The sequence below is a fragment of the Pseudomonas sp. 300 genome, from assembly GCF_055803035.1.
The window spans coordinates 786,294-796,221 of the sequence record NZ_JAVLRV010000003.1; the positions used below are offsets into that span (position 1 = coordinate 786,294).

Below are 9,928 nucleotides of genomic sequence, written 5' to 3' on the forward strand. Positions count from 1 at the left end.
TTTGAACATTTTTTGTACGACTTGGACCTTGTTTGGAGCAGGCTTGCCCGCGAAGGCGTCCTCAAGGCAGCAGAACAGTCGAACCGGTAGTCCGCCGCGCCGACAACTCGGTCTGCGCCTTCGCCGCATCAGCCAGTGAATACTTCTGACTGATATCCACCTTCAACTTCCCGCTGATGATCATCTCAAACAGCTCATCCGCCATCCGCTGCAGGTTTTCGGCGTTGTTGGCATAAGTCGCCAGCGTCGGCCGGGTCACGTACAACGACCCTTTCGCCGCCAAAATCCCCAGGTTCACCCCGTCCACCGCGCCCGATGCGTTGCCAAAACTCACCACCAGACCCCGAGGCGCCGCGCTGTCCAGCGAAGTCAGCCAGGTGTCTTTGCCGACGCCGTCGTACACCACCGGGACTTTTTTCCCGTCAGTCAATTCCAGTACGCGTTGTGCGACGTTTTCGTGGCTGTAGTCGATGGTCGCCCACGCACCGTTGGCCTTCGCCAACGCGGCTTTCTCCGGCGAGCTGACCGTGCCGATCAACTTCACACCCAATGCCTTGGCCCATTGGCAGGCCAGCGAACCGACACCCCCGGCAGCGGCGTGAAACAGAATGGTTTCGCCACCCTTGAGTTCATAGGTTTGACGCAGCAGGTATTGCACGGTCAGGCCCTTGAGCATTACCCCGGCGGCCTGTTCGAAGCTGATCGCGTCCGGCAGGTGCACCAGATTGGCTTCCGGCAAGACGTGAACTTCGCTGTAGGCGCCCAACGGGCCGCTGCCGTACGCCACGCGATCACCGACCTTGAAGCGCGTGACTTCACTGCCCACTGCCTCGACGATACCCGCGCCTTCAGCGCCCAGGCCAGACGGCAAGGCCGGCGGCGCATAGAGGCCACTGCGGAAATAGGTATCGATGAAGTTCAGGCCGATGGCCTTGTTAGTGACGCGGACCTGCTGCGGGCCGGGTTCGGCGGGCTGGTAATCCACATACTCGAGCACTTCGGGGCCGCCATGGGCGCGGAACTGGATACGCTTTGCCATCAGAACTCTCCATAGGTCTTAGCTTTTGGATTTGTAGCGCCAAGCCCACTATCGAACTCCCAAGCTTGATCCCCGTCAACTGCGGCGAGTCCATCTGCAATGTTATGCTACGCGCCCATTTGCGCCGGCCCCCGTTCCAATGGAGCGCCGCGTAGTTTTGCCCGATTCAAGGTGAAGACATGACGACCCGCACCGAGGCCGTAAAAGCCTACCTGCTCGACCTGCAAGACCGCATTTGCGCTGCCCTGGAAGCCGAAGACGGCGGCACGCAGTTCGTCGAAGACGCCTGGACCCGGCCTGCCGGCGGTGGCGGTCGCACCCGCGTGATCGAGAACGGAGCGGTCATCGAAAAGGGCGGCGTCAACTTTTCCCACGTCTTCGGCAGCGGTCTCCCACCGTCCGCCAGCGCCCATCGGCCGGAATTGGCCGGGCGTGGTTTTGAAGCCCTCGGCGTGTCGCTGGTGATTCACCCGCACAACCCGCATGTGCCGACTTCCCACGCCAACGTACGCTTTTTCATCGCTGAAAAAGAAGGTGAAGAGCCGGTCTGGTGGTTCGGCGGCGGCTTCGATCTGACTCCGTATTACGGCAATGAAGAAGACTGCGTGCACTGGCACCGCGTCGCCGAGCAGGCCTGCGCGCCATTCGGCCCGGACGTCTACTCACGCTACAAAGCCTGGTGCGACAGCTACTTCCACATCAAGCATCGTCACGAGCCGCGCGGTATCGGCGGCCTGTTCTTCGATGACTTGAACGAATGGGATTTCGACACCAGCTTCGCCTTCATGCGTGCCATCGGCGACGCCTACATCGACGCTTACTTGCCAATCGTGCAGCGGCGCAAGAACGATGCATTCACCGCCAAACAGCGCGAATTCCAGGAGTTCCGCCGTGGCCGTTACGTTGAGTTCAACCTGGTTTACGACCGTGGCACGTTGTTCGGCCTGCAATCGGGTGGGCGTACCGAGTCGATCCTCATGTCGTTGCCGCCGCAAGTTCGCTGGAGCTATGACTGGAAAGCCGAGCCCGGCAGCGAAGAAGCGCGCCTGACCGATTACTTCCTGCAAGACCGCGATTGGTTGGCCAACGCCTGAACGAGGAATCCTGATGGACCGTTACGTCGTATTCGGTAACCCGATTGGCCACAGCAAGTCGCCGTTGATCCATCGTCTGTTTGCCGAGCAGACCGCTCAGCATCTTGACTACAGCACCTCGCTGGCGCCGCTCGACGACTTTTCCGACTTTGCCCGGGCGTTTTTCCTTGAGGGGCGCGGAGCGAATGTGACGGTGCCGTTCAAGGAAGAGGCGTTTCGCCTGGCGGACAGTTTGACGGCGCGAGCGCAGCGGGCCGGTGCGGTGAATACCTTGAGCAAACTTGCCGATGGCACGTTGCTCGGCGACAACACCGACGGCGCCGGGCTGGTGCGGGACCTGACGGTTAACGCCGGTTTCAGCCTCAAGGGCAAACGCATCCTGCTGCTCGGCGCCGGCGGCGCAGTGCGCGGCGCGCTGGAACCCCTGCTGGCCGAGCAGCCCGCCTCGGTGATCATCGCTAACCGTACGGTGGAAAAAGCCGAGCTGCTGGCGGAGTTGTTTGCAGACCTGGGGCCGGTGTCGGCCAGTGGTTTCGACTGGTTGCAGGAGTCGGTGGACCTGATCATCAACGGGACATCGGCCAGTTTGTCAGGCGATGTGCCGCCGATTGCCAGCAGTTTGATCGCGCCGGGCAAGACCGTTTGCTACGACATGATGTACGGCAAGGAGCCGACCTCGTTCTGCCGTTGGGCGACTGAACATGGCGCGGCAGTGTCGATGGATGGCCTGGGGATGCTCGCCGAACAAGCGGCAGAAGCTTTCTTCCTGTGGCGCGGTGTGCGCCCGGACACCGCGCCGGTACTGGCCGAACTGCGCCGCCAACTGGCTGCATAAACCTGTGGAGCCGGCTTGCTGGCGATCCAACGATTACGCGGTGTGCCTGATACGCCGCGGGGCCCTTGTCGCCAGCAAGCCGGCTCCTGCAGGGCATTGTTTCAATCCTCGAAATGGATCGGGCATTTCTCCGCGCCTTCCAGCTTTCGCAACTCCTCTACCACCGGCGGCCGCGCCCCGCGCAAGGTAAGGCTACGGTTCTGCTTGCGCAGTCGCCGCGCTTCCTGGTGCAGCATTTCCACTCCCGAATAGTCGATGAAGTTGATGTGCTGCGCCTCGATCACCACCCGAGCGCCGTGCATGCGTTGCAAACGCACTTGCAGGTAATGGCTGGCGCCGAAAAAGATCGAGCCGCCGACTCGCAGAATGTCTTCATCGCCGTCGCGCCAATGCTGCACCCGCGGTTGTGACGTGCGCTTGAGGTAGAAAAACAACGACGCGAGCACCCCGGCATAGATCGCTGTCTGCAATTCCAGTAACAGCGTGGCAACGCAGGTCAGCGCCATCACCACGAACTCCGCACGGCTGACCCGCAACAACGCGCGAATCCCGCGATGGTCGACCAAGCCCCAGGCGATCAACAGGATGCTGCCGGCCATGGCCGGGATCGGGATATGCGAGATCAGCGCCGCGCCGAAAATCGCAAACAACGCTACCCACAACGCGGAAAACACACCCGCCATGGGCGAACAGGCGCCCGCGTCGTAGCTGAGGCCGGAACGGGTAAAAGAACCGGCTGACAGCGAACCGGAAAAAAACGCACCGACAATGTTCGATAAACCCTGAGCGCGGACTTCCTGATTGGCATCGAGCAATTGCTGCGAGCGAGCGGACAAGGAACGGGCAATCGAGAGACTCGTCACCAGCCCGAGCATCCCCACCGCCACCGCGCTCGGCAGTAATCGCAAAATCATGTCCAGATCCAGTGGCAACGGGCTGAAGGGCGGCAACCGTCCGACAAACGCGCTCACCAGCTTCACGTGGCCGAACATCGATGGCCAGAGCCAAACGAGCAACCCGGCCAGGATCAGGGTGATCAACAGCGTGGGCCAGCGAGGCAGCGACCCTTTCAGGATGATGCCGACGATGACGGTCGCCAGTCCCAGTACGAGCGAGGGCTTATCCACAGCATCGAGGTTGCGCATCAGCATCAAAAAGCTGTCCAGTGCGGTGGCCTGGCTGGGCAAGTCCAGCCCCAGCAGGTTGGGCATTTGACCGATGGCAATCACCACTGCGGCGCCGAGGGTGAAGCCCAATACCACCGAGTGCGAGACGAAATTCACCAGCGCGCCGAACCGCAAAATACCCAGCAACCACTGAAAAATGCCGGCGAGGAGTGTCAGAAGCAGGATCAGCGTGATGTAGTCCTTGGACGCGGGAACGGCCAGAGGACTGATACTGGCGAACAGGACGATGGAGATCGCTGCCGTCGGCCCACAGATCAAATGCCATGACGAACCCCAGAGGCAGGCGATCAGCACCGGGATGATGGCGGCGTACAAGCCGTATTCCGGTGGGAGACCGGCGATCAGCGCGTAGGCAATGGATTGCGGCAACGCGAGAATCGCGCCGCTGAGACCGACAAGCAGATCACGACCGACGCTGGCGCGGGTCTGCCGGGGCAACCAGGTTAGGAAGGGAAAGAGTGAATGGCGGCTGGGAAGGGCCATGGGTCCTCTCGGTCGGGAATTTGCACAAGGGTAACAGGAACACCAGTAGGAGCCGGGCAAGCCGGCTCCTACTGGTAGTCATTCAGGCCCTTGTGTACAAGGGGTCAGAGCTTGGCTTTTACCGCTGGCAACGCATCCTTGCCGTCTGCGGTCTTCACACCTTCCAACCATTTATCCAGTACCGCCGGATTGGCCTTGATCCACGCCTTGGCAGCATCCGCGTTGCTGATCTTCTTGTTCACCACATCCGCCATGATGCTGTTTTCCATTTCCTGGGTGAAACTCAGGTTGGTGAGCAGCTTGCCCACATTCGGGCAGGCCTCGGCGTAACCCTTGCGGGTCAGGGTATGAACGCTGCCGGTGTCGCCGAAATACTTCTCGCCGCCCTTAAGGTAATGCATTTTCAGCTGCACGTTCATCGGGTGCGGCGTCCAGCCGAGGAAGGTCACGAATTTCTGTTTCTTCACCGCGCGAGAGACTTCGGCCAGCATTGCCTGTTCGCTGGACTCCACCAGTTTCCACTGGCCCATGTCGAAGTCGTTCTTCTTGATGATCTCTTGCAGCGAAATGTTCGCCGGAGCGCCGGAGCCGATACCGTAGATCTTCTTGTCGAACTTGTCGGCGAACTTGTTCAGGTCGGAAAAGTTATGCACACCCGCGTCCCACACGTAATCCGGAACAGCCAGGGTGAACTCGGTGCCGTCGAGGTTCTTCGCCAGTTGCGTGACATCGCCGGTGGCCACGAACTTGTCGTAGAAGCCCTGTTGCGCCGGCATCCAGTTGCCGAGGAACACGTCGACCTGGCCATCCTTCAAGCCGCCAAAGGTAATCGGCACCGCGAGGGTGTCGACTTTGGGCTTGTAGCCCATGCCGTCCAGCAGAAACCCGGTGATGGCGTTGGTTGCGGCGATGTCGCTCCAGCCAGGGTCGGCCATTTTCACCGTCTCGCAACTCTGATCGGCATACGCCGACGCGCTGCCCAGGGCCAGCAGCCCGACCGTCAGTACTGTGGATAACTTTTGCATGGACTTCCCCTTAACATTATTGGTTTTGGCAGGGTTGTGGATAACGTGCTTTGCGCTCCAGGTCGTCGAGATCGATGTGGTTGCGCATGTATTGCTGACTGGCGTCCACCAGCGGCTGGTGATCCCAGCTCTTCAGCTTGCCGATGGTCAGCGCATCGGCGACGAATCGCCGGCGACGCTGGCTCGCGAGCACTTGTTGGTGGATCGCCGGGATGTTCCATTTGGCCCGTGCTTCGGCCAGAAATTCTTCGAACAGTGGCCGATGTTGCGGCGAACGGCTGAGTTCTTCCTGCTCGCGCGGGTCGTTGTGTACGTCGAAGAGTAGGCACGGGTCGTCTTCGCTATAGATGAATTTGTAGGCGCCGCGACGAATCATCATTAATGGGCTGATAGTGCCTTCGGCCATGTATTCGCCGAAGACTTCGTCGTGACCGCCCTGACCTTGCAGGTGCGAAACCAGCGAGCGGCCATCCAGTGGCAAACCCGGTTCCAGCGAGCCGCCGGCCAACTCGACAAACGTCGGCAACAGGTCGGCGGTGGACACCGCTGCGCTGACCCGTCCGGCGCCAAACTGCCCCGGAGCACTTATCAACAGGGGGACGCGCGCGGCCATTTCGAACCAGTGCATTTTGTACCAGAGCCCGCGCTCGCCGAGCATGTCGCCGTGGTCACCCGAGAACACGATGATCGTGTCATCGATCAGCCCGGTTTCTTCGAGCGTTTGCAGGAGTTTGCCGACGTTGCTGTCGATATAGCTGCATGCACCGAAATAAGCCCGGCGCGCATCGCGGATCTTATCCACAGGCAGCGGCTTGTCCCACAGGTCGTAGACCTTGAGCAAGCGCCGGGAATGCGGATCGAGTTCGGTTTGATCCGGGGTGTCGGGCAACGGGATGTCGGCATCGTCGTACATGTCCCAAAAAGCCTTGGGAATCGTGTACGGGTCGTGTGGGTGAGTCATCGACACGGTCAGGCAAAACGGCTGATCGCCCTCTTCGCGAATGTGGTCGAACAGGTATTGCTGGGCTTTGAACACCACCTCTTCATCGAAATCCAGTTGGTTGGTACGCACGCACGGCCCGGCTTGCAGCACCGACGACATGTTGTGATACCAGGTCGGACGCACGTCCGGTTCGTCCCAATTTACCGCCCAACCGTAATCGGCCGGATAAATGTCGCTGGTCAGGCGTTCTTCGTAACCGTGTAACTGATCGGGGCCGCAAAAGTGCATCTTGCCGGACAACGCGGTGCGATAGCCGAGGCGGCGCAGGTAGTGGGCATAGGTCGGCACATCGGCGGGGAAATCGGCTGCGTTGTCGTAAGCGCCAATCTTGCTCGGCAACTGACCGCTGACCAGAGTAAAACGCGACGGCGCGCACAGTGGGCTGTTGCAATAAGCGGCGTCGAACACCACGCCTTCGGCGGCGAGGCGACTGAGATTGGGCAATTTGATTGGCGAAGCGCCGTAGAACGGCAACATTGGCGCGGCCATCTGATCGGCCATGATGAAAAGAATATTCTTGCGCTTCATGTGATCGCGGCATTCCATAGTGAATATTTATGCGAGAGTGCTGCGATCGAGCATGTAGCCCATGCAGTTTGTGGTAAAGCCCATGCCAGGCAATGACTAGGATAAGCACAGCTTATGTATGACGCCCTCGGTGATTTGTCTCTGGATTTGCTTCGCGCCTTCGAAGCGGCCGCTCGCCAGCGCAGCTTCACGGCCGCTGCGGTGGAGCTCGGCACGACGCAACCGGCCATCAGTCAGCAGATCAAACGGCTGGAAGATCAACTCGGCACGCGGCTGTTTGATCGCATTTATCGCGGGATCGAACTGACCGAGGCCGGGGCTATTCTTTTCGAACAGGTTCAGCTCGGTTTGCAGAATATCGACGCAGGATTGAGTGCGATCAGTGCACAGCATCAGCATGAGGTATTGCAGGTCGCCACCGATTTTGCCTTTGCCGCTTACTGGCTGATGCCGAGATTGCATCGTTTTCACGCGGCCAATCCTCACGTCGACGTTAGCCTGGTCACCAGTGAACGCAGTCTCAACATGCTGCGCACCGATATCGATGTCGCCGTGCTTTTTGGTGATGGACGTTTTAAACAGGGCGAAAGCCATTGGCTGTTCAGCGAGGAAGTGTTCCCGGTGTGCAGCCCCCTGTTGTTGAAAGATCGTCCCCTGCCATTGCCGGCCAAGGGGTTACTGGAATTTCCGCTGCTGCACCTGCGCGGCGAAAACAGCAGCAACTGGTTCGACTGGAGCGGCGTGTTCCGCGAGTTGGGGATAACTTCGGCGCCGGCACCCGGGCAATTGCGATTCGACAACTACACGTTGTTGATTCAAGCGGCGATTGGCGGCCAGGGCGTGGCGATTGGCTGGCGGCACCTTGTGGATAACTTGCTGGCGCAAGGATTACTGTGTCGGCCAATTGCTGAAACAGTGATGTCCCGCCAGGGCTATTACGTGGTTCTGCCTCAACGTAAACGGCGCGGGGCGTTGATTCAACAGTTCGTGGATTGGTTGATGCACGAGCAGGCCAGCAGTGCGCAATCGCTGAATGGCCTGCCTTTGCCTTCGATTGCGGTGTGAAAGCAACACGTCCTCCGAGCGCGGCTCGCTCTTTCGCTACTCAGAAGTCGCCACGAAATTCACGTGTTCGCCAACGTGAAGGTTGAAGTGCAATTCATCAGCGATTCCTCTTGCGACGCGGTTCAAGCGCTCCAGTGGTTCGGCCAGCCCCGGTTCCAGGCTACTGCTGACGTGACTGAAATGCTCGATCGTCAGCCCCGCGACGCCGCGTGGCGCATTGACCAGCGTCCAGTGCAATGCGCTGGTTTGCAGGGCTTCGCGGATTTCTTCGGCGGCGTGGCGCTGCAGTTGATCCTCGATCTCCGGATCGTCGAGCACCTCGAAATCACCCACCAAAAACAGTCGGGCAATGCCGGCAGCCTGCATGCCGTCTATCAGCGCATCGACGGCAAGCACCTGTTCGACCGGGCCCGGAACAACGGTTTTTTCCACATGTTCGCTGTTGAACGGCAAGCCTGGTGCGTCTAACAGACAGATGACGGCTGAACAGCCCGCGACGCTTTGCTTCACGCGTTCGGCCTCGAACAGGTCGCCCGTCTTTGCCCGTAAACCCGGACGTGGCGCGAGCGCCGTCAAGTCGTCGAGGATGGCGATCACTTCATGTTGGCGCCGCAGCATTTCGGCCATCAGCGCACTGCCCAGGCTACTCATGGCACCATAAAGCACCACCTTTACTACCGGGGTTTCGGCATTTTTCATGGCTGAGCTCCGTTTTCCTACGTGTATAGCGTGAGACCTGTGGGAAACGGTGACGGTTCGACTGGGATTCAGAGGGTTTCAGATGCAACAGATCAAGGGCTATCACGCCCATGTGTATTTCGACGCCAGCACCATCGATCAGGCGCGCGCCTTGTGTGAGCGGGCGGCCCAGTTGTTTGCGCTGAAAATGGGGCGGGTACATGAGCGCCCGGTCGGCCCGCACCCGGACTGGAGTTGCCAACTGGCATTCGGGCCGGAACTCATCGGCGACGTGTTGCCGTGGCTGGCGCTCAATCGCAAGGGTTTGGTGGTGTTCCTGCACCCGGACACCGGCGACGATCTGCTTGACCACACCGAACATGCGATCTGGATGGGCGCGATCCGGCCACTGGACCTGTCTGTTTTTTGATCACAGGGTCTCTTCGGCTTCACCCGGCAAGTGCTCGTCCAGGTGCAGCCACGGCAGACGGCTGTCTGTCCAGATGTGCCGTTCGGCCGGAGCCTGCTCGGGATGATCGAGGGTGGCGATGGTCAAGTCGATGCTTTCGGGACTGAGCTGTGTCACCAGCGCGAGTTGTGCCCCACAGGTCGGGCAGAAATAGCGTACGCAGCTGGATGACGAGGCGTATTGCGCCGGAGTGCCTTTCAGCCATTCAAAGGTGGATGCGGGCACGGTGATCCAAGTGGTCACAATCCCGCCGCTGACCCGCCGGCAAATCGAGCAGTGACAGTGGGCGATGTCGCGCAAAGGGCCGCGCAATTGATAGCGCAGATGTCCGCAGTGGCAGCCGCCGGTGTGTGTCTCGTTCATGGCATCGCTTCCTGATGTGTATTGACTGACGTCATCGCGGGCAAGCCCGCTCCCACATTCATCTGTGTGTGCCACAAACTGCAGCTTCGCCGCAAAACCCTGTGGGAGCGGGCTTGCCCGGGTAGAAACCGGAGACATCCTTTACGTTTTAAACCGGAG

The 9,928-nt window shown here is 60.0% G+C and carries 10 protein-coding genes; 4 read left to right on the forward strand and 6 right to left on the reverse strand.

Annotation, left to right across the window (positions count from 1 at the left end; genetic code table 11):
* Window positions 1–61: 61 nt before the first annotated feature.
* A complete protein-coding gene (locus Q7W83_RS29010; RefSeq protein ID WP_150630657.1) occupies window positions 62–1,039 on the reverse strand; it encodes an NADPH:quinone reductase in 978 nt (325 codons plus the stop codon).
* Window positions 1,040–1,218: 179 nt separating this feature from the next.
* Here Q7W83_RS29010 and hemF point away from each other — a divergent pair, with 179 nt between their 5' ends.
* Both hemF and aroE read left to right on the forward strand, forming a co-directional pair.
* Window positions 1,219–2,133 (forward strand): oxygen-dependent coproporphyrinogen oxidase, encoded by a 915-nt coding sequence (gene hemF, locus Q7W83_RS29015; protein WP_150630658.1) that lies wholly within the window; start codon window positions 1,219–1,221, stop codon window positions 2,131–2,133.
* A 13-nt stretch (window positions 2,134–2,146) separates the two neighbouring features.
* The gene (aroE, locus tag Q7W83_RS29020) at window positions 2,147–2,968 is read left to right on the forward strand and encodes a shikimate dehydrogenase (protein WP_473658381.1); all 822 of its coding nucleotides are present in this window, start codon (window positions 2,147–2,149) and stop codon (window positions 2,966–2,968) included.
* Between the two features lie 101 nt (window positions 2,969–3,069).
* Here the strand turns inward: aroE and Q7W83_RS29025 are convergent, their stop codons facing one another.
* The 3 genes from Q7W83_RS29025 to betC form a co-directional block, all read right to left on the reverse strand.
* Entirely contained in the window at window positions 3,070–4,638 is a 1,569-nt protein-coding gene (locus Q7W83_RS29025) for a SulP family inorganic anion transporter (RefSeq protein ID WP_150654668.1), read from the reverse strand.
* A 104-nt stretch (window positions 4,639–4,742) separates the two neighbouring features.
* Window positions 4,743–5,663, reverse strand: coding sequence for a choline ABC transporter substrate-binding protein (choX, locus tag Q7W83_RS29030; RefSeq protein ID WP_150630661.1), 921 nt, complete (start codon window positions 5,661–5,663; stop codon window positions 4,743–4,745).
* 16 nt (window positions 5,664–5,679) lie between these two features.
* Complete coding sequence (gene betC / locus Q7W83_RS29035; RefSeq protein WP_150654669.1) at window positions 5,680–7,194, reverse strand: choline-sulfatase; 1,515 nt, start codon at window positions 7,192–7,194, stop codon at window positions 5,680–5,682.
* 114 nt (window positions 7,195–7,308) lie between these two features.
* On the opposite strand from betC, the gene Q7W83_RS29040 reads away from it, so the two are divergent.
* Window positions 7,309–8,259, forward strand: coding sequence for a choline sulfate utilization transcriptional regulator (locus Q7W83_RS29040; protein ID WP_150630663.1), 951 nt, complete (start codon window positions 7,309–7,311; stop codon window positions 8,257–8,259).
* Window positions 8,260–8,295: 36 nt separating this feature from the next.
* On the opposite strand, the gene Q7W83_RS29045 is transcribed toward Q7W83_RS29040, so the two are convergent.
* The gene (locus Q7W83_RS29045) at window positions 8,296–8,958 is read right to left on the reverse strand and encodes an NAD(P)-dependent oxidoreductase (protein ID WP_150630664.1); all 663 of its coding nucleotides are present in this window, start codon (window positions 8,956–8,958) and stop codon (window positions 8,296–8,298) included.
* Window positions 8,959–9,040: 82 nt separating this feature from the next.
* Between Q7W83_RS29045 and Q7W83_RS29050 the strand changes: the two genes are divergently transcribed.
* Window positions 9,041–9,367 carry a DOPA 4,5-dioxygenase family protein gene (locus tag Q7W83_RS29050; RefSeq protein WP_150630665.1) on the forward strand — a complete coding sequence of 109 codons (327 nt, stop codon included), beginning with the start codon at window positions 9,041–9,043 and terminating at the stop codon, window positions 9,365–9,367.
* Here the strand turns inward: Q7W83_RS29050 and Q7W83_RS29055 are convergent, their stop codons facing one another.
* Window positions 9,368–9,769 carry a GFA family protein gene (locus tag Q7W83_RS29055; protein WP_150630666.1) on the reverse strand — a complete coding sequence of 134 codons (402 nt, stop codon included), beginning with the start codon at window positions 9,767–9,769 and terminating at the stop codon, window positions 9,368–9,370.
* Window positions 9,770–9,928 lie beyond the last annotated feature (159 nt).